Genomic DNA, 22216 nt, shown 5'->3' on the forward strand with positions numbered 1-22216 from the left:
ACGTGGAGCCGCGCCGTGAAAGCGTTCAAGTGTAGCGCGTGCGCGGGGCGCCCCTTCTTCCTCTCCCCGCCGGGGAGAGGATCGAGGTGAGGGGCGGGTGCTCGCGGGAATATCGCCTAGAGCTCGCTTCGGCTTTGCGGTGAGGCTAGCGTGGCCCTTACCCCAGCTTTCTCCTTCGGAGGGGAGAGGGGGCCGCGTGCGTTACAGCCTCAGCGTAATCTGTGCCGTGCCCGGCTCGTCCGGCATCAGGCGGCGGATAAAGCCCAGCTCGCGGCAAAGCTCGAGCATTGGCCGGTTCTCCAGCAGGACGTAGCCCCAGATCTCGGCCAGGCCGCGGCGGCGGCAATCGTCCACCAGACGTTGCATCAGCAGTGCGCCGAGGCCGATGCGGCTCCAGTCGCGTTCGACGATCACCGAGAACTCGGCGCTGTCGGCCGCTTCGTCCACGTAGATGCGGCCCACGCCGCGGATCTCGGCCGGGCGCACCGATTCGTCCACCAGCACCAGCGCCGTCTCGACTGCGGCATCGGTATGGCACAGGCGTTGCGCCATCGACATCGGCAGCTCGGACATTGCGTGCAGGAAGCGGCGGCGGATGTCCTCCGGCGACAGGCGCGTGAAGCAGCGCTGCAGCGCCGCCATGTCGCCCGGCACGATCTCGCGCAGCCACAGCTCGCGGCCATCGCGGCTGTGCACGCGCTCGCCCCGCGCGGTGTGCACGCTGAGCGTGGGGGCGTGGCGTACGTGGTCGCGCGAGGACAGCGAGGGGTGCGAGGCCATGGAGCGCAAGCTGGCGGCGTTCATTTCAATACTCTTGCGTATTGTGTGCAATGCAGCATGATCCGATTGCTTCCCGGATGCAAGGTTTTATGCCTATTTGACGCAGCTGCACATGACCTGCGATTCAGCCTTGTGGCTTGCCCGCAGGCCGCCGCGGCCGCTTCGGGCCGGGCGCGGAATGGCGGCCCTGCGCGGCATCGAGCGCATCGATCCAGCCCGCACGCGAATCGGGGAACGCATCGGCGTAAGGCACGTAGGGCTTGATGTCGAGGATAGGCGTGCCGTCCAGCAGATCCACGCCGCGCACGCGCAACGCCCGTTCCTCGACGGCGACCAGCTCGACGGCGGACAAGCCGATGGCATTGGGCCGATGCGGCGAACGCGTGGCCAGCACGCCGCGCTTGCCGCCGCCGCGCGGCGGCCGCACCTGCGCCTTCCAGCCCTCGCTGCGATGGAACGCGAAGATCAGCCAGATCCGCTCGAACCCGGCGAGATCGCGAAACGTCTCGGCTGGCAATTCGTCCACGAACTCGATGCGCGCCTCTGCCTCGGCGCCGGTCTCGGTGCCCGCCACCACGGTGGACTGGTGCGGTGCGTCGATGCGCCGCGCATAGGGCGAGCGCACATGGGCGATAGGGTAGGCGGTGAAGGGCGCGGCTTGCGGCGTCGGCATGGTCGGGCGGGCGAGCCATGGTATGGGGGCGTCATTGTAGTGGGCGCGTCCGCCGTCGCGGTTTTCCCTGGATGGCTTTATTTCGCGCGTGTCTTGCGCGTGCGCGGCGTTGCAGCGGTTTTGGCTGCGGTTCCCTGGCCCATCACCATCGTTCCGGGTATGTGCTGCTTGCCCCAGCGTACGAACGCGAGCAGCACGTCGCCGAGGGCTTTGCCCTTCGGAGTGAGCGTGTAGGCATAGCGCACCGGGCGTTCCTGGTAGGGCGTGCCGACGACGATACCGGCGGCCTCCAGCCGTTTCAGGCGTTCCGCGAGGATGTTGGTCGGGATGTGTTCCGGCGAGTCCGCGAGTTCGCCATAGGTGTTCTTGCCGTGCAGCAGGTCGCGCACCACCAGCAAGGTCCATTTGTCGCCCACGATGTCCAGCGAGTTCGCGACCGCACAGGCGGAGCGTGCGAAAGGTTTGGCGCTGCTCATTCGGGCGGTTCTCCAGGGCATGCGGCTTGTCACTTGCATTATGCAAGCATCTTGGGTAGCGTTGCCATAAACTTGCAAAATGCAAGTTACTTGAGGAGAGCACCCATGTCAGCCACAGTTCTTCCGCATCCGGCAGATTCACGGTCCGCAGGCGCCGGCGGCATTCGCCAAGGAGTCGTCCTGGTCCTGGCCGCGTGGTTCTCGCTAGTCATGGTGCTCGGCGCATCCGGTGCGTTCGTCGGGCACCCCGGGCAACCGCCGATCGCCATCGCCATCGGGGTCGCTGCGCCTTTGCTGCTGTTCTTTGCGTGGCTGCGGTTCTCGCCATCGTTCCGCGTGTTCGTACTCACGCTCGATCTGCGCCTGATCGCAGGCATGCAGGCCTGGCGATGGGCCGGCCTGGGCTTCCTGTCGCTGTACGCGCACGGCGTGTTGCCGGCGATGTTCGCGTTGCCGGCGGGCCTTGGCGACATGGCGGTCGGTTTCGCCGCCCCATGGATGATCCTCGCCCTCGTGCGTCGCCCTGAGTTTGCCGCCAGCCGGGCCTTCGTCCGCTGGAACGTGCTCGGCATGTTCGACCTTGCCCTGGCCATCACGCTTGGCACCTTGAGTGCCAGCCTGTCCACGGGGGCTGCGGGCGAGATCACGACCGCACCGATGGCGACACTGCCGTTGCTGGTGATCCCGGCGTTCCTGGTCCCGCTGTTCCTGATGCTGCACACCGCGGCCTTGATGCAGAGCCGGCTCATCGCCCGCAGCGGTACGGCGTAGCAGGCCGCCGCGGCTCAGCGGATGCCGACGCCCACGCCTACACCGAAGCCGATGTTGGGATGCCCGGCGCGCATTTCGTCCGGAGTCCACACGTGCGACTGCGCTGCGCTCACCAGCGGGAACACATAGTCGGCCTCGCCCACCTTGCCGGCACGGCTGCCGGCCAGTTGGCCGGCGACCGTGATGGGGGCGCCAGCGGGGAAGTTCATCGGTTCGGCGTAGCCGGGCAGCACGGCGATGAAGCGGCCACTGCCGCCTGCACCGAATTTCGGGCGCTGCGAAGCATCCAGCGGGTAGGCGAGAATCTCGATCTCGCTGTGGTCAGCCAGGTTGCTTACGCCCACCACGCGACCGCCCCAGATCACCTGGCCATGCGCGTATTGCTCCGGAGCCTGTGCCACCTGCATCGGTGTGGCGGCGACGGTATCGGATGCGACCTTGTAGATCGGCGCAGGTGCGCACGCGGCGAGGCCGAGAAACAGGGCGGGCAAGGCGAGGCGGGCGAAAACGGCGGCATGGCGCATGGCGGGCTCCCGGATCGATGACCTGATGGCAAGGACGACGTCGTGAGCTTAGCGGCGGCGCGGCGTCGGGGGTAGGCGAGCTGGTTTGGCCGGTGCGCCATTGGATTCAGTCACCAGCCAGTCCAGCTTCCATTCGGCGGGACGCTCCTGCGTGAGCAGGCGCGCCATCGCGCGCAGCGGCTCGCGCAGGGTTTCGTCGAGCTGCCAGGGCGCATTGACGATGGCCATGCCGGAACCGTTGAGGCGCAACGGCGAATCGTCGCCATGCACCAGCAGTTCCGCGCGCAGCACGCGTTTTGCGCCGCAGTGTGTGAGCCAGCGCAGGAAGGGCTGCACTTGGCTGCGCCGCTTGATCGGGTACCAGATGGCGTAGATGCCGCCGGGCCAGCGCTGCAGCGCTTCCTTCAAAGCCTGTTCGATCAGCCGGTACTCGGCTTCCTGCGCTTCGTAGGGCGGGTCGATCAGTACCAGGCCACGCTTTTCCCTGGGCGGCAGCAATGCCTTCAGCGCTTCATAACCATTGCGCGCGTGCACGTGGACGCGCGCATCGTGGTGGAACAGCTCGCGCAACCGCACGGCTTCCTCGGGATGCAGTTCGCACAGCTGCGCACTATCGGTGTCGCGCATGGCTTGTGCCGCCTGCAGGGGCGAGCCGGGGTAGACCTTGAGCCCCTGTTCGTTGCCGGGCAGCGCGAGGATGGCGTCCAGCCAACGGCGCAACAGTGGCGGCAGCGGTTCGTGGCTGGTGCCAACCAGGTCGGGAAACAGCAGGCGGGCGATACCGTCCTTGTATTCGCCGGTCTTGCCGGCTTCGCTGCCGTCCAGCGCATAGCAGCCGCTGCCGGCGTGGGTATCGACCACGCAGAACGGCGCGGGCTTGTGCTTGAGCGCCTCGATCAATGCCAGCAGCACGGCGTGCTTGAGTACGTCGGCGAAATTGCCCGCGTGGTAGGCGTGGCGATAGTTCATGGCATCGTTCGTGGACAGGGTGCGCCAGTATAGGCCGCAGGCCGCACGGAGCCTGCTCCAGAGTTGAGCGGGTGCGGTATGCGTGGCTATGCTGACCGCATGAGCCGTTCGATCCCCCGCTATCTGCGCCGTTGCCGCGTGCTGTTTGCGCTGGCGCTGTGCGCATGGTTGGGCCTGGCTACCGCAGTGTTCGCGAAAGCCGACTGCTGCGCGGACATGCAGGGCATGGCGACGATGACGCACCACCACGGCGCCCCTGCGCCGGTACATGCGAACGGCATGCATGCGGATTGTGCCTGCGCCCACATGACGGCGACGCTGCCTGTTTTTGCCCTGCCGGTCGGCTCTGCGCATTTCGCCGCGGCAGCCTGGCGGCCGCGGCCTGCGACCGCCCCCGATCGAGCCCGCGCGCCACCTTTGCGACCGCCGCTGGCCTGATTCACTCCGTCCGCGCCGACTCGTTCGGCTGATCGCCTGCGCATGCAGGCCCGTGGTCGCGCGTGCGGCCACGCATCGGGAGTGAGGAATGAACACGCTGGATTCGCGCGACGTGCAATGGTCGCGGCGACGTTTCGTGCAGGGTCTGATGCTGGGCGGCGTGGCCGCAGGTCTGGGCATGCGCGCCTGTACGGCCATGGCGCAGGCGATGCGCCCCGTGTCCCGCGAGCTGCGCGGCACGCAGTTCGATCTGTCCATCGGCGAGTTGCCGGTGGATTTCACCGGGCGCAAGCGCGTGGCCACCGTAGTGAATGGCCAGCTGCCTGCGCCGCTGCTGCGCTGGCGCCAGGGCGACACGGTGACGCTGCGCGTGACCAACCGCCTGCGCGTGCCCAGTTCCATCCACTGGCACGGCATCCTGCTGCCGTCCGGCATGGACGGTGTGCCGGGCATCAGCTTCGGCGGCATCGCGCCGGGCGAGACGTTTACGTACCGTTTTCCGGTAAGGCAGAGCGGCACTTACTGGTACCACGGCCATTCCGGCTTCCAGGAGCAGACCGGCCTGTACGGCCCCATCGTGATCGAGCCGGCAGGTGGCGAGCATTTTCCAGCCGACCGCGACTATGTGGTGATGCTCGGCGACTGGACGGACGAGGATCCGCTGGCGATCTACGCCCACCTCAAGAAGCAGGGCGACTACTACAACCATGCCGAACCCACCGCGCCGGATTTCCTGCGCGACGTGCGCGCGCAGGGGCTGCGCCAGGCGCTGGCGGAGCGGCGCATGTGGCAGCGGATGCGCATGAGCCCCAACGATCTCTCCGACGTGGGCGGCACCACCTATACCTACCTGATGAACGGCCACGCACCGGCCGCCAATTGGGAAGGCCTGTTCGGGCGCGGCGAGAAAGTGCGGCTGCGCTTCATCAACGGTTCGGCGATGACGATCTTCGACGTGCGCATTCCCGGCCTGAAGATGACTGTGGTGGCCGCCGACGGCCAGGACGTGGAGCCCGTGAGCGTGGACGAATTCCGCATCGCCGTGGCCGAGACCTGCGACGTGATCGTGGAGCCCGCCGCCGACCGCGCCTGGACCGTGTTCGCGCAATCCATCGACCGCAGCGGCTATGCCCGCGGCACGCTGACGCCGCAGCTAGGCATGGGTGCGCCCGTGCCGGCCATGGACGCGCGCCCGGTGCTTTCGATGGGCGACATGATGGGGGCGATGGACGGCGCAGGCATCGCACGCCATGCCGCCACGGAATACCGCAATCCCGGTGTGGACATGCGCGTGGACACGCCCCGACGCAACCTCGACGATCCGGGTGCCGGCCTCCGCGACAACGGCCGGCGCGTACTCACCTATGCCGACCTGCACACCCTCGGCGGTTCGCTGGACACGCGCGAGCCCGGCCGCGAGATCGAGCTGCATCTCACCGGCAACATGCAGCGCTACATGTGGTCGTTCGACGGCGTGAAGTTCTCCGACGCGAAGCCCGTGCATTTCCGTGCCGGCGAGCGGTTGCGGCTGGTGCTGGTCAACGACACCATGATGAACCACCCCGTGCACCTGCACGGCATGTGGAGCGAGCTGGAAAGCCCCGATGGCGGATTCCAGGTGCGCAAGCACACCCTCAACGTGCAGCCCGCGCAGCGCATCGCTTATGGCGTCACCGCGGATGCGCTGGGCCGCTGGGCCTACCACTGCCACATGCTCTACCACATGGAGACGGGGATGATGCGCGAGGTGCTGGTGTCATGAGCGCATTCATCCGCAACACGCTGGCCTGCATGGCGTTGGCGCTGTCGACGATGGCATGGGCGCAGCAGACCGACCCCGCACCGGCTAGCAGTACGGGCATGGCCATGGACATGGGCGGCATGGCGATGCCGGGCACGCCACAGGGATCTGCGCAGCCAGCGAAACCAGCGATGCAGACCAGGCAGGCCGAACCTGCGTCCGCGAGCAGTACCGCCACGGACATGGGTGGCATGGACATGTCCTCGATGCCCGGCATGGATCACGCCAGCCATGCCGGAGACACCATGCCTGCCATGAGCCACGGTCAGGCGCACGACATGGGCGCCATGCCCGGCATGCGCATGCAAGGCGGTGCGCCGCCGCCGGATGCGCGCAGCGCCGACTACTCCGACAACAACAGCTACAACGCGATGCCCGGCATGGACATGCGCGACGCCGAGCCGCTGGGCATGCTGCGCTTTGACCAGCTCGAAGCCTTCGACGGCCTGCATGGCAACGGCCAGTCGTGGGAGATGGAAGGCTGGTATGGCACCGACACTGACAAGCTGTGGTTGCGCAGCGAAGGCCAGCATGGAGACGGCAGGTTCGACGACAGCGATATCGAGGCCTTGTGGAGCCATGCCGTGGCGCCGTTCTGGAATACCCAGCTCGGTGTGCGCAACGACTTCGGCGACGGTTCCGCGCGCCAGTGGCTGGCGTTCGGCGTGCAGGGGCTGGCGCCGTACTGGTTCGAGCTGGAGGCCACGGCCTATGCCGGTTCGAGCGGCCGCACGGCGGCGCGTCTGCGAGCCGATTACGAACTGCTCATCACCCAGCGCCTGATCCTGCAGCCGGAGTTCGAGGCGAACTTCTACGGCAAGGACGATCCGCAGCGGCGACTTGGCAGCGGCTTGTCCGACGCCGACTTCGGCCTGCGCTTGCGCTACGAGATACGCCGGCAGTTCGCCCCTTACGTGGGTGTGGTGTGGACGCGCCGTTTCGGCGGCACGGCGGCTTTCGCACGCGATGAAGGCCGCCCCGTTTTCGACCGCCAGCTAGTCGCTGGCCTGCGCATCTGGTTCTGAGGATCAAGCCATGAAGAAGAGTGTCGAACGCACGCTAGTTGTCGCCGTCACGCTCGCGGTGCTCGCCGCCGGCGCGGGTGCCTATGCCTGGTCGGGGCTGTACGACATCGGCGCCGATGCGCCGCACTGGAAGCCGACCTATGCCTTGCTCGAAACTCTGCGCGACCGCTCCATCCATGCACGTGCCGGTGATCTCGCCATGCCGGATCTCGACGATCCGCAGCGGATCCTCAAGGGCGCAGGCCAGTACGCAGCCATGTGCACCGGTTGCCACCTCGCGCCGGGCATGCGCGATTCCGAAATCCGCCCCGGCCTGTATCCGCAGCCGCCGGACCTCTCGCAGCAGCAGGTAGATCCCCGGGCCGCGTTCTGGGTCATCAAGCACGGCATCAAGATGAGCGCGATGCCCGCCTGGGGCAGCAGCCACGACGACGCCATCATCTGGAGCATGGTGGCCTTCCTGCGCAAGCTGCCGGGCATGACGCCGGTCCAGTACAAGGCCATCGTGGCCAAGGCGCCGCCGGACGACGACATGGACGCCGGCGACGATCATCCTGCAGCCGGCCATCCGGGCATGGGCGACATGCCCGGGATGGCCGGCACGCCTCCCGCTCAGTAGGCCGCGGTAATGCGGCGGCGCGGGGCGTCGCCTTTCTCGACGCGGTCGAGCAGGGCGACGGCATAGTCGGCCACGGTGATGCGGCTGACGCGGTTGGCGTCGGTCAGCAACTGGTCGCCACCGATGCGGTAGTGGCCGGTGCGCTCGCCGTCCTCGATCAGCGCAGCAGGGCTGATATAGGTCCAGGCCAGCGGCGAGGCGCTGGCGCGGAAGGCTTCCAGCGCGCGGCCCTGGGCTTCGGCTTCGGGCTTCCATGCCGCCGGGAAATTCGGATCGTCGAGTACACGCACGCCAGGGGCGGTCTCCAGGCTGCCAGCACCGCCGACCCAGACGAGGCGCGGCACGCCGGCCGCAGGCAACTGGTCGAGCAGGATGCGCGCGTTGCCGGGCAGACTGTCGGGGTTGCCGTCGCGGCGGGCGGACAGGCTGGCCACCACCGCGTCGCTGCCGCGCACGGCCGTCAACCAGGTCTGCGGGTCCGCCACGTCGCCGGTGACGACGCGGAGCTTGTCGTGGTGCGTGTCGAGACGGGCCGGGTCGCGCACGACGGCGGTCACGTCGTGGCCGCGCGCCAGCGCTTCGGCGAGGATGGCGTGGCCGATGTGGCCGGTGGCGCCGAACAGTGCGATGTGCATGGAAAGTCTCCGGTGGAAGGGGAACGAGGCACAGCATGCGCCCTCCCATTCGCTCGATAAACCACCCATCATGGAATTCACTGTAAAGTTTTGATTGACAGTGGAGGGAGCATATGGGCGAGGTCAATCTCAACCGGCTGGCGGTGTTCGTGGCGCTGGTGCGCGCCGGTTCGTTCACCGCGGCGGCGGAACAGCTGGGCCTCACCAAGGCGATGGTGAGCCAGCACCTTGCGCGGCTGGAGCGCGAACTGGGCGTGGCGCTGCTGGTGCGCAGTACGCGGCGGATGACGCTGACCGAAGCCGGCGCCGCCTTCCATGCCGACTGCGTGCGCATCCTGGGCGAAGCGGATGCGGCGATCGCCCGCGTCGGCGAGAACCGCGAAACCCCGCGCGGCACGCTGCGCCTCACCGCGCCGGTGAACTACGGCGCGATGGTGGTGGCGCCCGCGCTGGCCAGCTTCCTGCGGGCTTGCCCCGAGGTGAGTACCGAGCTGGTGCTGGACGATGGCATCAGCGACCTGATCGGCGGCCGCTTCGACCTGGCGATCCGCGGTGGTCCGCTGCGGGATTCCAGCCTGCGTGCGATCCGCCTCGCAGGCTTCCGCCAACTGCTGGTGGCGGCGCCGGTCTATCTCGATGTGCGCGGCCGGCCACGCAAGGCGCAGGACCTGGCGCAGCACGATGCGATCCAGCTATCGGTGCTCAGCTCGCCGGCGAACTGGACCTTTACCGCGCGCAACGGCAGCCAGGTTCGCGTACGCCTGACCCGTCGCGCCGCGGCCGACAGCGCCGCCGCGGTGCACGCGATGGCGCTGGCCGGCGCCGGCGTGGCGGTGCTGCCCGACTTCATGGTGCAGGCCGACCTGGCGGCGGGCCGCCTCGAACACCTGTTGCGCGCCCAGCGTTTGCCCGAAGGAAGTTTCCACGCGGTTTACGCCGGGCTGCATGCCCCCGCGAAGGTGCGGGCTTTCATCGACCACCTGCGGGCGAGCCTTGCGGACAATGCGGTGTGAAAGTCCACCGCGGGACGGTTGATCCCTTGGCCGGAGTAAGCGCTATTCGACGATGTTGTGGCTCTCGGCGACCCCCAGCAGTTCCGGCTGCTCCGCTTCGCCGTGTTTGCGGTGGAGCAGCGGATGCGCGAACACGGCAGCCAGGATTACCGCCACGCCGGCATAGAACCAGCCGTCCAGCTGGCGCTGCTCGCCGAGCAACAGCATCGCCAGTACGATCGCATAGACGGGTTCCAGGTTGGTCACCATCTGCACGCCGAAGGCGCTCAAGTGGCGCAGCGCCACCAGTGCCAGCGCGAACGGCAGCAGGGTGCAGCCGAAGGAAAGCGCGAGAAGCAGCAGCGTGTCGTGCATGTTCGGCAGCACGAAGGCAGCGCCGCTGTGCGGCAGCAGGGGTGCCAGCAGGCCGAGGAAGACAGTGCCGGCGCCCAGCTCGATGCAGGTGATGGTGAGCGGGTCGCCGTGTTCCACCATGCGTTTGTTGAATGCACTGAACAGGGCCACCAGCAAGGCGCACACCACGCCCACCGCGATGCCCACGCGCATGCTCGCGGGCACGCCGCCCACCACCATCGCCACGCCGGGCACCACGGCGACGCCGATCAGCATTTCGCGCGGGTCGAACTTGCGCTTGGCGATCCATGGCTCCACGAAGGCGAGGAACACCGGCCCCAGCGCCATGCAGGTGGCGCCCACCGAAGCGTTGGCGAGCTTGATCGCAGCGTAGAAGGTGAGCCAGTGCAGCGACACCAGCACGCCGATGCCGGCATAGGCCCAGCGCAGGCGTGCCGGCATCGCACGCAGGCCGCGCCACACGCGCGGCATCAGCAGCAGCGCCACCGTCACCAGCAGCACGCGCCACCACACCAGCGGCAGCGCCGGCAGGCTGATCAGCTTGCCGAGGATGGCGGTGAAGCCCCACAGCAGGACGCAAAAGTGGATCTGCAGGCGGGCCTTGCTGACGGCTTGCATGGAGTGCGCATCGATAGGGGAACGTCGCATTCTACGTTGCGCCCGTCGACCCGGAAATTGAAAAGTGCAGCCAGGGATGGCTGCCCGTTTGATCCTCGCGATCAGGGACGATCGCAAAGATTCAGTGTCGCAGCTGCTGCAGCACCGTGGTGCAGGTACTCACGTTGTCGGTGTCGTGGCTGGGGGCGACCAGGGCCAGCAGTGCCGCCGCCGGCGTGGCGACCACGCCCAGTGCCAGCGCGCCGGCGCCGCGTGCGATCAGCGGGCCCGCGTGCACGCCCACATCGGGTTGCTTCAGGGTGCCGCGCACGTACAGCGGCGAGCGCAACGTGAACAGGCGGATGCCCTTGGTGTGCGGGACCACGTCGAGGTCGAGTTTTTCGTTGGCGAAGTTCACCGTGCCCTTCACGTCGATCAGCGCATCCTGCGTATCGAACACGAACAGGCGCGTGCGGAACAGGCCGTCCTGCGCCACGAAATCGCTGGCGGCGCAATCGATCTTCACCGTCTTGTCGCCGAACAGCTTGCCGAGCACGATGTTGCCCACGTTGAGGCCGGCCATTTCCAGCAGGTTGCGGCTGATCGCACCGTTGTTCATCAGCAACTTCAATTCGCCGCTGGAGCTGCCGAGCAGGGTGGCGACGGAGTTGCCGCGCGCGTCCAATGCGGCGTCGCCGTTGATCTCGCCGAGGCTGGTCTGCATTGCCGCGAAGCTTTGCGACAGCTGCTCGATGCGCAGGCCGCGCACGCCGAGTTTCAGCGTGCCGCGCATCGGCGCCGCGCTGCCGTCGAGGCGCAGCATGCCGTCCACCCGACCGCCGGCCACGCCGAAGTGCAGTGGGTCCAGCGTGAGCGTGCCATCGTCCATCACGAGATGCGTGGACAGCGACTGGATCGGCAGCGAAGGGCCGTGCTCGATGCGCCCGGCGGCGAAGGTCACGTCGGCGTCCATCGCTTTCCAGCGGTCGGTGCGGAAAGTCTGCGTGGGCAGCACGCGATCCGAGGCGGCGGGCGGCGGTGCGGTGGTGCTGGAGCCGCCGCCGCCGACCAGCGGCGCGAGGTCGGCGAAGCGCAGCTGCGTGGCCTGCAATTTGCCGCTGAGCTTCGGTCGCGCCCCGCCGGTGACGTAGTCGATGTCGCCGGCGATGTCGCTGCCGCCCACGCGTGCGCGGAAGTCGTGGTAACCGAAACGGCTGCCGCTGCGTCCGAGCGTCGCGGTAAGCCGGCCGCGGGTGGCATAGGCCGGCGTGTCGGGCAGGGTCACGCCGAGGATGGGATAGAGCTTCGCCATGCTGGAACCGGCCAGCCACAGGTGCAGGTTCAGCGCGCCAAGGTGGATGGGATCGGTGAGCGTGCCGACCAGGGCGATGTGGGTGTCGCCGATGCGCAGCTTCGCCTGCAGCGGAAACGGCTGGTTGGACTGCTGCAGCGCCAGCACGGCACCGATCCTGCCGCTGCCTTCCAGCGGCGCGCCCTGGTAGCTGCCTTTCGCGCTCCACGCGAACTGGTAGCTGGACGGCTGCGCGCTCGTGCCGTTGGCCTGGTCCTGCGCGTCCTGCTTGTCCATCGTCGTTCCGGCACCGCGGCCGGCGCTGCTCACGGCCTGCGTGCGTGCATCCGCCGTCGCCTGCGCCACGATCTGGTCATAGGGGATCGCCTGCTGCAGCGGTTCGATGTGCGCATCGATCTTCACGCGGCCGGTGGCGTCGTCCAGCGCGATCTGACCGGCGTCGAAGCCGATGGCGCCGAGATCCACCGTCCATGCGGAAGGCGTGCCGCCCTGCGGCAGGTCGAACGTCCAGTTGGCCTGGCCATGCGCGTCGCGCTCAAGATCCACGCTGGGGTTCACCAGCTGCAGGGTGGGGATGCGTACGCGGTGCTGCAGCAGGTCCAGCGGCGACAGGCTGAAGCGCAGCGCGTCGAGGTGCGCGAACTGCGGCTGTTTCGTCCATGCCGGATTGGCGATGGAGATGTCGCGCGCCACGATGTGCGGCCACGGTACCCATGCGCGCCAGCCCTGCGACTGCGGATCGCGCATCCACTGCACGCCGAGGTTGCCGTTGATCGCGAACGGGCGGCCGATCGCCGTGCTGGCTTGCGCGTCGATGGTCGGCTTGAGCTTGTTCCAGTCGAACAGGGACAGGGTTATCACGAGTGCTGCAGCCAGCACGATGAGCAACGTCACGGGCACGCCGATGATCCATGCCAGCAATTTGTGACTGCGCTTCATGATCGTCTCCCTGTGGCCGCGATGCGGTACCCGATGGCGATGGTGATGCGCTTAGGCTTAACCGATGGAATGAAAAGATTTCGTAGTGAACGTCCGGTTCAGCTAGTTGTGCGCTTTGTGCAGGGATGTTCTTTGCATGCGGCCGCTGTGGGTATCGGCGGGTGTGCAGGGCCGTTGCGACAGAAAAGATCAATCCTCGTTTGGATCCGCCTTCCAGTAGCCCGTGGCCTTGATCCAGTCCTTCGGCACGCCGCGCTGCTCCAGCCATTGGCGCATGCCGCGGGCGCGGCTGGATTCGGTGGCGATCCACCAGAAGCAGTCGCCTTCGATGGCAGGCAACCCATGCAGCGCGTGTTCCAGCGTTTCGCCTTGCGTTCCGTCGCGTTCGAACCAGTGCGTTTCCACATTCGCGCGCGAGAACAGCACCTGGCGATCGGCGGCTCCCGGGATTTCGACCAGCACGGTGGCGTTCATGCCTGCGGGCATTTCGTCCAGCCAGCGGCCGATTGCGGGCAGGGCGGTCTCGTCGCCGATCAGCACGTAGCGGTCGAAGTCGCTGGCGATCACGTGCGAGCCGCGCGGGCCGCCGGCGCCGATGCATTGCCCCGGCGCAGCCTGTTCGGCCCAGCATGAGGCGGGGCCGTCGCCGTGCAGCACGAAGTCGACCACCAGCTCACCGCGCGCGGTGTCATGATGGCGCGGCGTGTAGTCGCGCATCGGCGAAGGCTCGCGGCCGGCGGGGAATTCCGGACCGTTCGGACCAAGCCTGGGCAGCACGAGTTCGCCGTCGCGGTTGGGGAAGAACAGCTTCACGTGATCGTCGGGCGCAGCGCTGCGGAAGCCGCGCAGCTCGGCACCGCCGAGCGTGACGCGCTGCATGTGCGGCGTGATGCGCTCGACGCGCAGCACGTCGAGCCTGCGCAGCACGACATCGTGGCGCAGACGCTGGTGGACGTGCCGCTCCATAACGTCGGCGGCCGTCATTCGCGGGTCTCCTTGGCGGCGATTTCGCTGGCGGCGCGTTCGAGAATCGCGGCCACGCGCTCGGCCTCGGCCTTGTCCCAGCTCACGCGCATCAGCATCGCGTGCTTGAGCGCGTGCATGGCCTTGCGCACGCGCATGGGCGCGGCCATCTTCGCCGCTAGCCTGGCGCTGTGTTCGGTGCGTGCGTTGGCGGCGTCCACGGCAGCGCGGTTCTCGTCGAGGAAGGCGCGGCCTTCGTCGGTGATCGCATACAGCTTGCGGTTGCCCGCTTCGTTCTCCACCGACGCGTAACCCATGTCCTCCAGCATGGCGAGGGTGGGATAGATCGCACCGGGGCTGGGGGTGTACTGGCCGTGGAACATCTCCTCGATCATGCGGATCAGTTCGTAGCCGTGGCGTGGCTGCTGTTCGATCAGCGCCAGCAGCAGCAGCTTGAGGTCGCCGTGGCCGAACATGCGACCACCGCCGCCGCGGCGGCCGCCGCGCAGCCCGTCCCAGCCGCCGAAGGCGTCGCCGCCGCGGCTGTCGTCGAACGGGCCGTGGCGGCCGGCGTGGAAGCCGCGTCCGTCGCCTTCCATGTCGAAGGAGTTGAAGTCGCGGTGATGGTGGTGATGGCGGATGTGCTGGAAGAAGTGGTGCATGCGCATGATAGGTTCCGATATATCGAATTAGTGAATTCAAGATATATCGTAGATATGTCTTTTGCAAGCCCTCGGGTGGACTCTGGCCGGCGAGGATGACCGTCTTTGGGCATGGCCGGGCTCAAACGGTTTCGGCCACCCAATCGGTGGCCGAAACCGTTGCATGACTCGCGGAATGCAGGGGCGGGGCCCCGGGCGCCGTGCAGAAACCAATCAAGGCCTGCAAGAAAGGGGCGGCTTCAGCCCTTGCGCCGGATGCGCCAGACCCAGGCCGGCGGCAGATTGAGCCAGGCGCCGCCCACGCGCTCGGCCTGCAGCCCCAGGCGATGCCGCAACGAACGCGGCACCGGGCAACGCAAGCCGTAGGTGAACTGGTAGAGCGCGCCATCGGACTGCAACTGGCGCTCGAACACGCCTTCGATGATGGCGGCGACCTTGTCGGCCGGAATGGACAGCAACGGCAGCCCGCTGATCACGGCGCTGGCGCGCTCGTCGCCGAACAGCGACGAGGAGCGGCCCAGGCGCGCGGCGTCCATGCGCAGCACGCGCGCATGCGGGTAGCGCTGGGCCAGCGCGGCGGCCAACACGGCATCGGTCTCCACCAGCACCAGGCGGTGGCCGGGCAGCCCGCGCTCCAGCAGCGCCCGCGTGAATACGCCGGTGCCGGGGCCGAGCTCGATCACCGGACCGTGCGCATGGTCGACATGGGCGGTCATCAGCCGTGCCAGCGCGGGGCCGGAGGGCGCCAACGCGCCCACGCTGCGCGGATCGCGCATCCAGGCCCGCAGCAGATGCATGGTGTCGTTCAATGGCATGGGCGATGAGATGATCGGTTGCCTGGACTCACCTTAACCGGAATGGGCGACGCGGATGTTCGGATAGGGTTATGGCATCACCGGCTTGCCGCCGTCCCGCACCGGGACGTCGATATTGCACAGCTCGATCTTGCCGGCGGGCAGCGTGTAGAAGCTGTCGCGGCGGTTGCGCTTGGCGTCGACCAGCGCGGTGAAGGTGGCGCTGTCGGTGCGCAGCACCTGGATGTTCGCGCGTTCCGCGGGTGGAAGATCCGCAGCGAGGCGCACCGAAAGGATGGGCAGGCGCTGCTTGGCGTCGGCATAGAAGCCCATCGGCGCGGGGCCGCGCGGCAGGGCGGAAAGCAGGGGCATGCCTTCCAGCACGCGGCCGGCGATGGCTAAGTTGCGGTCCAGCGTGCGCGGCGACTGGCCGATCACCGCGTACAGCGAACTGCCGTTGCCGCTGTCGGGCGCAGTGTCGCGCGCCACGCCCACCGCGCCGTAGCAGTGCGTGAGCCATGCGCGGCCGGTGGCCGGATCGCGCGCGGCGGGGAAGCCTTCGCTGAAGCCCACCTGCGGCGCGTACACGTCGCCGTCGGGCAGCGCCGTCCACGGCAGCTTGGCATCGATGGCGCGGGTGTATTCCGGCGGCAGGGTTTTCTTCGCCTTGCCCAGCGATTTCAGCTTGGCCGGATCGGGATGGTCGTCGTCGCTGACCGGGTCGTCCCACTGCGCCACGAAGTTGTCCTGCACGCGGTTGACCGAGGTGCCGTCGAAGTAGTGCTCGCGCACCAGCGTGCGGATGTTGGCCGCGTGCAGCGGCGTGAAATCCGGCGCGAGCTCGATCACCACGCGACCCGTGGGCAGCTGCATGTAGATCAGGTTGTCCGGATCGGGCGTGCGCCATTCGGAAGGCTTGGACGCATCCAGCAGTTCCTTCGCGCTGGGCGTGGGCTTGTCCTGCGCAGCGAAGCCGGATGAAGCGGCGAAGGCGAGCGTGGCCGCAATGGCGGCGGCAAGGTGGCGGCGCATGGTGATCTCCCCGGATCGTGGCGATTCGGCACGTTAGCAGGTGCCGGTTCGTAGGTGCGCCATCAGCGGAAGCGCACGAAGCTGCGCCAGGCCGAGTGCGTCATGTCGAAATGCGTAGTGGGTTTATTTCCGTTCGAGCGCGGGTTTGCCGGCACGCCGGCCTTTCCAGACATAGCCGATCCCCAGCAGCACGAACCACACCGGGCTGGCCAGCAGGGCGGCGCGGGTATCGGCCTGCAGGCAGAGCAGCACCACCACGAACGCGAAGAACGCCAGGCACACCCAGCACATGAGAACGCCGCCGGGCATCTTGTAGTCGGAGCTCTCGTGCTGCTGCGGACGCTTGCGCCGGTAGGCCATGTACGCGCACAGGATCAGCGACCACACGAACATGAAGAGCACGGCGGACAGCGTGGTGACGAGGGTGAACGCGGTGACCAGATTGGGGACGAGGTAGATCAGCGCCGCGCCCAGCAGCAGGCAGAAGCAGGAGAACAGCAGGCCCAGCGAAGGCACCGCCGCCTTCGACAGGTGCGCGAACGCCTTCGGCGCATGGCTTTCGTCGGCCAGGCCGTACAGCATGCGGCTGGTGGAGAACATGCCGCTGTTAGCCGAGGAGGTGGCCGAGGTCAGCACCACGAAGTTGATCAGGCTCGCCGCCGCCGGTATGCCGGCCAGCACGAACAGCTCCACGAACGGGCTCTTGTCCGGCTCGACCAGGCGCCACGGCGTCACCGCCATGATCGCCGCCAGTGCCAACACGTAGAAGATGATGATGCGCACGGGGATCGAATTGATCGCCTTCGGCAGGTTGCGCCGCGGGTCCGCGGTCTCGGCGGCGGTGGTGCCGACCAGCTCGATGCCGACGAAGGCGAACACCGCGATCTGGAAACCGGCGAAGAAACCCGTCAGCCCGTGCGGAAAGAGGCCGCCGTCGTTCCACAGATTGGCCAACGAAGCCTTGTTGCCAGCGGGCGAGTGGAAGCCCCACATCACCAGCGCGAAACCGACCACCACCAGCGCGATGATGGCGACGATCTTGATCAGCGCGAACCAGAACTCCAGCTCGCCGAACATCTTCACCGTCGCCAGGTTCAGGCCGAGCAACAGCAGCACGCACAGCAGCGCGGGTATCCACGACGCGAGGTGCGGCAGCCAGAACTGCGTGTAGGAGGCGATCGCGATCACCTCGGCGATGGCGGTGACGATCCAGCAGAACCAGTACGTCCAGCCGCAGAAGAAGCCCGCCCACGGTCCGAGCAGGTCGGTGGAGAAGTCGATGAACGACTTGTACTCCAGGTTCGACAGCAGCAGTTCGCCCATCGCGCGCATCACGAAGAACAGCATCACGCCGATGATCAGGTAGACCAGCAGGATCGACGGGCCGGCCAGGCTGATCGTCTTGCCCGAGCCCATGAACAGCCCGGTGCCGATGGCGCCGCCGAGGGCGATCAACTGCAGGTGGCGGTTGGAGAGGCTGCGCCTCAGGTGATCCGGTTGCTCCGTGGAAGCGGTCATGCGGGCGCCGAGGTCGTGGACGGGCAGCCACGATAGAAGAAACGCAGTATCCCCGCCAATGGCGCTAGCCATGACGATCTGCCGGCGGCGACACAGCCATGACTTCCGGCGCATGTACTAGTGTGAAGTAAACACTATGTTTCACTCCAAGCTATGCAGCAGGGCGGGCAAGCACGTGGACGAGATCGACGGCCAACTGAAGAAGTTCCAGAAGGAGCTTTCCGCCGGCACGGTGTCGCTGGTGCTGCTGGCCGTGCTGGGGCAGTCGCGCCAGCCGCTGTACGGCTACCAGATAGCCAAGCGGCTGGAGCAGGCGGGCGAGGGCGTGCTCGCGGGCAAGCAGAGTGCGCTGTACCCGGTGCTGCGCAACCTGGAGGGCGCGGGGCTGCTGGACAGCGAGGTGGAGCCCTCGGTGAGCGGGCCGCCGCGCCGCTATTACCGCATCACGAAATTCGGCCGCGAGGTGCTACGCGAATGGATTGCCGCGTGGAACGCCAGCCGCGACTCCGTCGACAAGGTTCTGCAAGGGGAAGTGTGATGACCATGCCACGCACCATCAACGAATACCTCGAACAACTGCGCGTCGCTTTGCGCGGCGCCGATCCCGCGCTGATCCAGGACGCGCTGTACGACGCCGAGGAACACCTGCGCGCCGAACTCTACGAGCGCCCCGGCCGCGACGAGGCCGCCATGCTCGAACACGTGGTGGAGAGCTATGGCGCACCGGATGAAGTGGCCGAGATCTACCGCGACCAGGAGATCAAGATCCAGCGTGCGATCCGGCCGCCGCCGCCGCCGAAGCGGCGCTCGGTCGCCGGCCGCTTCTTCGGCGTGATTGCCGATCCGCGTGCCTGGGGCGCACTGTTCTACCTGCTGTTCGGGTTGGTCACCGGCATCGCGTACTTCACCTGGGTGGTTATGGGCCTTTCGATGTCGGCGGGCTTCTCCCTGCTCATCATCGGCCTGCCGTTCATCGTGCTGTTCTTCGGCAGCGTGCGCGGGCTTGCGCTGCTGGAAGGGCGCCTGGTGGAAACCATGCTGGGCGTACGCATGCCGCGCCGGCCGCCGTATCCGCCGAAGGACATGACGCTGTTCCAGCGCATCGGCGCGATGTTCACCGATCCGCGCAGCTGGAGCTCGATGTTGTATGCGTTGCTGCTGCTCCCGCTGGGCATCTTCTACTTCACGTTGATCGTGACGTGGCTCGGCATCTCGCTGGGTTTTGCCGCTGCGCCCGTGCTGAAGCTGGTCGCCGTGTCCGAGCATTGGGACATCGGCACCTGCGTTGGCCTGGCGGACTCGACTTGCCGTGGCATCGAGTGGCTGAACGGTTGGGGTGGTGCGAGCGTGCTCTGCGTCCTCGGCGTGCTGCTGTTCTTTGTGCTGCTGCACGTGGTGCGTGGGCTTGGCCATATGCATGGCTTGTTGGCTAAGCATTTGCTGGTGCGTGGGGTGGAGCGGGGGTGAGCTCGTGGGGCGAGCTTCTTTGGTTTCGCCTGCAGCATTGGTTTCGCCAGTGACAGAGCTGTTTCGTGCGCCTGCCGGCGCCCGAGCTACTTTCTCTTTGCGTGCTCAAAGAGAAAGTAGCCAAAGAGAAAGAGCACCCCGATGCGGCGCTCTCCGGGCATCCTGCCCTCCGAGTCCGTGAGGCGGGGCCGGGCTTTTCGGCCGGACTCCTGTCCGGTCGAAAAGGCATCGCCCTCCATGGCGATGCCCGCTGCGCGGCCTGATCGTCCCCGCCTCACCGCCGCATAGGGGCCCCGGAAAAGCAGCGCGCTCCCAGCGCGCAGAAGCCACGGCCAGAGCAGAATCAAACCAAAGCAGAGCCAAGCTAAAGCAGAGAGCAGAGAGCAGAGCCAAGCTAAAGCGGGGCGAAGTACCAACGTCTCTGTTCGTCATCCCGGCGCAGGCCGGGATCCAGTAGCGATCACGCCTGTTCGAGCATCACAGCCACTGGATTCCGGCCTGCGCTGGAATGACGAGCAAGACATGCAGAGCGAAGCGCCCCAGGGTCTTGCCCTCAGTTCCCAGATACGGCGAGGTGTGGCCGCTGTGCAGGACGTGTCGCCGAACGTAGTTCCAATCTCCTCGACACCACCTGCTCGTAGTCCCGGCGGATTACATAAGGCCATTTCTCTGGGTTACTTCTCTTTGGGCCAGCAAAGAGAAGTAACTCGGGCGCCGGCAGGCGTCCGAAACCGCTCTGTCGCTTGCGAAAGAACGAACAAATGCAGCGCGCCCGATATTTCTCAATCACCTGTAATTGAAATCCGGCGAAGCCAGCAGAAAAGTATTCCACTCCTGCTGCGAGTTGGCCTTGGCCAGCGCCCCGCGCGTAACGGCTGAGAGGTGCGGCTCGATGGCGTCGTAGTACAGCCGCGTAGCCAGCATCGGAAAGCCGGCTTCGCGCGTCTTGCTGCCCGGTGGGGTGAACAGCTGGGTATTGCCGTTGCCGATGGCGGCGGCGATGTCGAAGCGGGTCGAGAGCTGTCCCGAGCCCGTCCAGCTTGCGCCGTCCAGCGGCCAGCCGTCCGGCGTGATGCGGCCGTACGGCGGTTCGCCCAGCTGGTCGAGCCAGTACACCAGCGGCAGGGCGTTCGCGATGGGTTTGCCGTCGTAGGCCATGCGCACCGAAGAGATCACGAAGCGCGTGGGGTCCATGAACTGCCGCCCGCTCGCCAGCATTTCGGGGGCATCGAACATCGTACGCAGCACCGCGGCGATGTCGCCGTCCGTCTGCCGGAAGGTCTGCGCCATCCGCGCCACCAGCGCGGGCGGCGGCTGATCGGCCACGAAGTACTGCGCAAGCCGGCGCGAGACGAACTGCGCACAGGCGGGCTGGTGCACGATGATGTCCACCGCCTGCTTCACTTCGTCGAAACCGCGTCCCCTGATGTGCTGGCCGAGCAAGACCTTGTCGCTGAAGTCGTGCCGGTACGGATTGAACTGGAACAGGCCGTGCTGCACCACGAGCGGTGCGGCTTTCGCGTTGAAGTGCTGCGGCTTACCGTCCACCGGTGCGATGCCCACGCCGGTGAGGATCAGCGCCAGCTGCTGCACGTCCTGCTGGGTGTAGCCCGAGCCCACACCCAGCGTGTGCAGCTCCATCAGTTCCCGCGCGTAGTTCTCGTTGACGTGGCCCTTGGCGTTTTGTGCGTTGTCGAGGAACTCCAGCATCGCCGGGCTTTCCAGCGTGGCCATCACCAGGTCCCTGAACTTGCCCAGCGCGTGCGGACGGATCACGCGCTGCTCGTAGTCGGCCAGCTCCCAGCGGATGCGGCCCTTGGGCGCGTACACGCTGAAGTGGTTGAGCCAGAACCACACCAGTTGCTCCTTGAGTTGGTCAGGTCCGTACACGGCCTGCAGCAGCTCGATCTGCCGCGCCTGCTGCATCAGCTCGTTGCCGTGCTGCTGCCACGCTTTGTTGGCGGCGTCCTTCTCCGGGCCTGCGGGCATTGCCTTGGTCTGCTGCTGGGCGTCGTACAGATCGCCCAGCAGTTTCGGCATGGGCGTGTCCGCCGCCTCGAAGCCATGGATCAGCCCGACAATCTGCGGCGGCAGCGAGCCAGGCACGCGGTCGGCCAGTTGTGCGTCGAGCAGGCCGCCGCGGCCCAGTTTCCGGTAGCGGGCCACGTCCGCGTTGTCGACACCGAAGCCGTCGCGACGCAACCAGGCCAGGTCGGCACCGTTGAATGCGCCATGCATTGCCGCTGCGCTGGCCTGCATGGGCTGGCTGGCGCAGGCGGAAAGCAGCAGCGTCAGGATCGCCAGCAGGACAATGGGCGCGCAACGGAGCTTGGCGGCGAGGTATGGGTTGGGCATGCGGTTTATCCGCGGTGGGGGCGGGGGCTTCGGTGTATCGTGCGGCCTGGGCTGGCTACCCGCCAGCATTTGGAGGCTGTATGGCTATCCAGGCACGCTCGTCCCTGTGGCTGTTGACGGGGTTCGCGGCGGGTATTGTCGCCACGGTGGCGGTTACCTCGCATGCGACAACCCCGCCCATGGCCACGCCCGCGCGGTTGACGGGACACTATTCGGTTTCCATCGACGAGATCCGCCAGAACCTGGTGTTCGGTGATTTCTTCTCGGATCGCTATTCGCATGCGGTCACGCTGTCCGACGGCTCGGTGCACGAGGTGACACTGCGCGCGGTCAGCCGGAACGGCCAGCCCTTGCTGGAGCTCACCGATGCCTCCGATGGCAAGGTGGCGCATTCCTTCATGGGGCCGTTCGGCACCACGACCAACGGCAAGTTGATGGTCAACGTGAAGGATGAGGACGAAGTACGTACCGAGATGCATCGGCTCACCGGGCGCTGACC

Annotated in this window: 23 protein-coding genes; 9 read left to right on the forward strand and 14 right to left on the reverse strand. The window is 67.1% G+C overall.

Annotated features, from left to right (window positions below; genetic code table 11):
- Positions 1-201: 201 nt before the first annotated feature.
- The 3 genes from IHE46_RS13855 to IHE46_RS13865 all read right to left on the reverse strand — a co-directional run bounded on the left by IHE46_RS13855 (position 202) and on the right by IHE46_RS13865 (position 1929).
- Positions 202-804, reverse strand: coding sequence for a GNAT family N-acetyltransferase (locus IHE46_RS13855; RefSeq protein ID WP_192165221.1), 603 nt, complete (start codon positions 802-804; stop codon positions 202-204).
- A 100-nt stretch (positions 805-904) separates the two neighbouring features.
- On the reverse strand, positions 905-1453 hold the full coding sequence (gene tsaA / locus IHE46_RS13860; protein ID WP_192165222.1) for a tRNA (N6-threonylcarbamoyladenosine(37)-N6)-methyltransferase TrmO: 549 nt from the start codon (positions 1451-1453) through the stop codon (positions 905-907).
- A gap of 77 nt (positions 1454-1530) precedes the next feature.
- Entirely contained in the window at positions 1531-1929 is a 399-nt protein-coding gene (locus IHE46_RS13865; RefSeq protein WP_192165223.1) for a helix-turn-helix domain-containing protein, read from the reverse strand.
- Positions 1930-2139: 210 nt separating this feature from the next.
- Between IHE46_RS13865 and IHE46_RS13870 the strand changes: the two genes are divergently transcribed.
- A complete protein-coding gene (locus tag IHE46_RS13870) occupies positions 2140-2700 on the forward strand; it encodes a hypothetical protein (protein WP_192165296.1) in 561 nt (186 codons plus the stop codon).
- Positions 2701-2714: 14 nt separating this feature from the next.
- Here the strand turns inward: IHE46_RS13870 and IHE46_RS13875 are convergent, their stop codons facing one another.
- Together IHE46_RS13875 and rlmJ are read right to left on the reverse strand one after the other, a co-directional pair.
- Positions 2715-3224 (reverse strand): Slp family lipoprotein, encoded by a 510-nt coding sequence (locus IHE46_RS13875; protein ID WP_192165224.1) that lies wholly within the window; start codon positions 3222-3224, stop codon positions 2715-2717.
- 48 nt (positions 3225-3272) lie between these two features.
- Positions 3273-4193 carry a 23S rRNA (adenine(2030)-N(6))-methyltransferase RlmJ gene (gene rlmJ, locus IHE46_RS13880; RefSeq protein ID WP_192165225.1) on the reverse strand — a complete coding sequence of 307 codons (921 nt, stop codon included), beginning with the start codon at positions 4191-4193 and terminating at the stop codon, positions 3273-3275.
- A gap of 99 nt (positions 4194-4292) precedes the next feature.
- On the opposite strand from rlmJ, the gene IHE46_RS13885 reads away from it, so the two are divergent.
- The 4 genes from IHE46_RS13885 (at position 4293) to IHE46_RS13900 (ending at position 8076) form a co-directional block, all read left to right on the forward strand.
- Positions 4293-4631, forward strand: a complete 339-nt coding sequence (locus tag IHE46_RS13885; protein WP_192165226.1) for a hypothetical protein — start codon at positions 4293-4295, stop codon at positions 4629-4631.
- Between the two features lie 88 nt (positions 4632-4719).
- Positions 4720-6393 (forward strand): copper resistance system multicopper oxidase, encoded by a 1674-nt coding sequence (locus tag IHE46_RS13890; RefSeq protein WP_192165227.1) that lies wholly within the window; start codon positions 4720-4722, stop codon positions 6391-6393.
- Positions 6390-7457 carry a copper resistance protein B gene (locus IHE46_RS13895; RefSeq protein WP_192165228.1) on the forward strand — a complete coding sequence of 356 codons (1068 nt, stop codon included), beginning with the start codon at positions 6390-6392 and terminating at the stop codon, positions 7455-7457. The genes IHE46_RS13890 and IHE46_RS13895 overlap by 4 nt, the downstream gene beginning before the upstream one ends.
- A 10-nt stretch (positions 7458-7467) precedes the next feature.
- The gene (locus IHE46_RS13900; protein ID WP_192165229.1) at positions 7468-8076 is read left to right on the forward strand and encodes a cytochrome c; all 609 of its coding nucleotides are present in this window, start codon (positions 7468-7470) and stop codon (positions 8074-8076) included.
- Here IHE46_RS13900 and IHE46_RS13905 read toward each other — a convergent pair.
- Positions 8070-8711, reverse strand: coding sequence for an NAD(P)-dependent oxidoreductase (locus IHE46_RS13905; protein WP_192165230.1), 642 nt, complete (start codon positions 8709-8711; stop codon positions 8070-8072). The two genes, IHE46_RS13900 and IHE46_RS13905, sit on opposite strands and share 7 nt — an antisense overlap.
- A 113-nt stretch (positions 8712-8824) precedes the next feature.
- Here IHE46_RS13905 and IHE46_RS13910 point away from each other — a divergent pair, with 113 nt between their 5' ends.
- Positions 8825-9724: a LysR family transcriptional regulator gene (locus IHE46_RS13910; RefSeq protein WP_192165231.1), complete on the forward strand. Its 900-nt coding sequence runs from the start codon at positions 8825-8827 to the stop codon at positions 9722-9724.
- Between the two features lie 42 nt (positions 9725-9766).
- Here IHE46_RS13910 and IHE46_RS13915 read toward each other — a convergent pair whose 3' ends face one another.
- From IHE46_RS13915 to cycA, 7 genes are all read right to left on the reverse strand, one after another.
- On the reverse strand, positions 9767-10696 hold the full coding sequence (locus tag IHE46_RS13915) for a DMT family transporter (RefSeq protein WP_192165232.1): 930 nt from the start codon (positions 10694-10696) through the stop codon (positions 9767-9769).
- A gap of 121 nt (positions 10697-10817) precedes the next feature.
- Complete coding sequence (locus IHE46_RS13920; protein ID WP_192165233.1) at positions 10818-12926, reverse strand: AsmA family protein; 2109 nt, start codon at positions 12924-12926, stop codon at positions 10818-10820.
- 189 nt (positions 12927-13115) lie between these two features.
- Positions 13116-13892 (reverse strand): siderophore-interacting protein, encoded by a 777-nt coding sequence (locus IHE46_RS13925; protein ID WP_192165297.1) that lies wholly within the window; start codon positions 13890-13892, stop codon positions 13116-13118.
- A gap of 14 nt (positions 13893-13906) precedes the next feature.
- On the reverse strand, positions 13907-14557 hold the full coding sequence (locus IHE46_RS13930) for a PadR family transcriptional regulator (protein ID WP_192165234.1): 651 nt from the start codon (positions 14555-14557) through the stop codon (positions 13907-13909).
- 233 nt (positions 14558-14790) lie between these two features.
- Positions 14791-15348: an rRNA adenine N-6-methyltransferase family protein gene (locus tag IHE46_RS13935; protein ID WP_225563047.1), complete on the reverse strand. Its 558-nt coding sequence runs from the start codon at positions 15346-15348 to the stop codon at positions 14791-14793.
- Between the two features lie 87 nt (positions 15349-15435).
- Complete coding sequence (locus IHE46_RS13940) at positions 15436-16377, reverse strand: peptidylprolyl isomerase (protein WP_192165236.1); 942 nt, start codon at positions 16375-16377, stop codon at positions 15436-15438.
- Between the two features lie 123 nt (positions 16378-16500).
- Positions 16501-17895: a D-serine/D-alanine/glycine transporter gene (cycA, locus tag IHE46_RS13945; RefSeq protein ID WP_192165237.1), complete on the reverse strand. Its 1395-nt coding sequence runs from the start codon at positions 17893-17895 to the stop codon at positions 16501-16503.
- A gap of 175 nt (positions 17896-18070) precedes the next feature.
- On the opposite strand from cycA, the gene IHE46_RS13950 reads away from it, so the two are divergent.
- Together IHE46_RS13950 and IHE46_RS13955 are read left to right on the forward strand one after the other, a co-directional pair.
- Positions 18071-18433: a PadR family transcriptional regulator gene (locus IHE46_RS13950; protein WP_192165298.1), complete on the forward strand. Its 363-nt coding sequence runs from the start codon at positions 18071-18073 to the stop codon at positions 18431-18433.
- Positions 18433-19362, forward strand: a complete 930-nt coding sequence (locus IHE46_RS13955) for a sensor domain-containing protein (RefSeq protein WP_192165238.1) — start codon at positions 18433-18435, stop codon at positions 19360-19362. Before IHE46_RS13950 ends, IHE46_RS13955 begins: the two co-directional genes overlap by 1 nt.
- Before the next feature lie 786 nt (positions 19363-20148).
- Here the strand turns inward: IHE46_RS13955 and IHE46_RS13960 are convergent.
- A complete protein-coding gene (locus tag IHE46_RS13960; RefSeq protein ID WP_192165239.1) occupies positions 20149-21717 on the reverse strand; it encodes a DUF1800 domain-containing protein in 1569 nt (522 codons plus the stop codon).
- 80 nt (positions 21718-21797) lie between these two features.
- On the opposite strand from IHE46_RS13960, the gene IHE46_RS13965 reads away from it, so the two are divergent.
- The gene (locus IHE46_RS13965) at positions 21798-22214 is read left to right on the forward strand and encodes a hypothetical protein (protein ID WP_192165240.1); all 417 of its coding nucleotides are present in this window, start codon (positions 21798-21800) and stop codon (positions 22212-22214) included.
- Positions 22215-22216 lie beyond the last annotated feature (2 nt).

Origin of the sequence: Rhodanobacter sp. DHG33, from assembly GCF_014843005.1 — a bacterium.
In the GTDB taxonomy this organism is placed as follows: Bacteria; Pseudomonadota; Gammaproteobacteria; order Xanthomonadales; family Rhodanobacteraceae; genus Rhodanobacter_A.